The following is a 449-nucleotide window of genomic DNA, read 5'->3' as shown; positions in this document are numbered from 1 at the left end:
GTAGGCCGGGCAGGCCGCCTCGCACTTGCCGCACTGCACGCAGGCGTCGAAGGACAGCAGGCGGTTCCAGGGCAGGTCCGCGGGCTTGGTGGCGCCGGGCAGGTCGCTGCCGAGCTTCACCGGCTTGAGCGCACTGGCCTGCCGCTGCGCGGTGGGGCCGACGCCCTGCTCCTTGAAACGCTCGGGGCGCGGGTGCAGGCCCAGGTGCAGCAGCCCGGCGATGGCGTGCTTCATGGGGCCGGCCAGGCCCACGCCCAAGGCCAGCTCGGCCGCGCCGGCGCCCAGGGCCAGCACGCACAGCGCGGCCCACCAGGGGGCGATCTGGTCGTACCACAGCGCGCCCACGGCCAGGGCGCCCAGGCCGGCGGCACCGGCGCCCAGCGTCCAGGGCAGGCGGTTCCAGGGGCCGCGCGAGACGCGCGCGGCCACGGCGGGCTGGCGGCGGCGCC

1 protein-coding gene is annotated in these 449 nt (G+C 78.2%); it reads right to left on the bottom strand.

What is annotated here, in order from left to right:
* Positions 1-449, bottom strand: a 449-nt coding sequence (locus tag SM757_RS35080; protein WP_322468881.1) for a DUF3483 domain-containing protein, incomplete at both ends; no start/stop codon positions are given.

The sequence above is a fragment of the Azohydromonas lata genome (genome assembly GCF_034427735.1).
In the GTDB taxonomy this organism is placed as follows: domain Bacteria; phylum Pseudomonadota; class Gammaproteobacteria; order Burkholderiales; family Burkholderiaceae_C; genus Azohydromonas; species Azohydromonas lata.
Note: the sequence above shows the minus strand (reverse complement) of the source record. Positions and strands in the feature narration are given on the sequence as shown.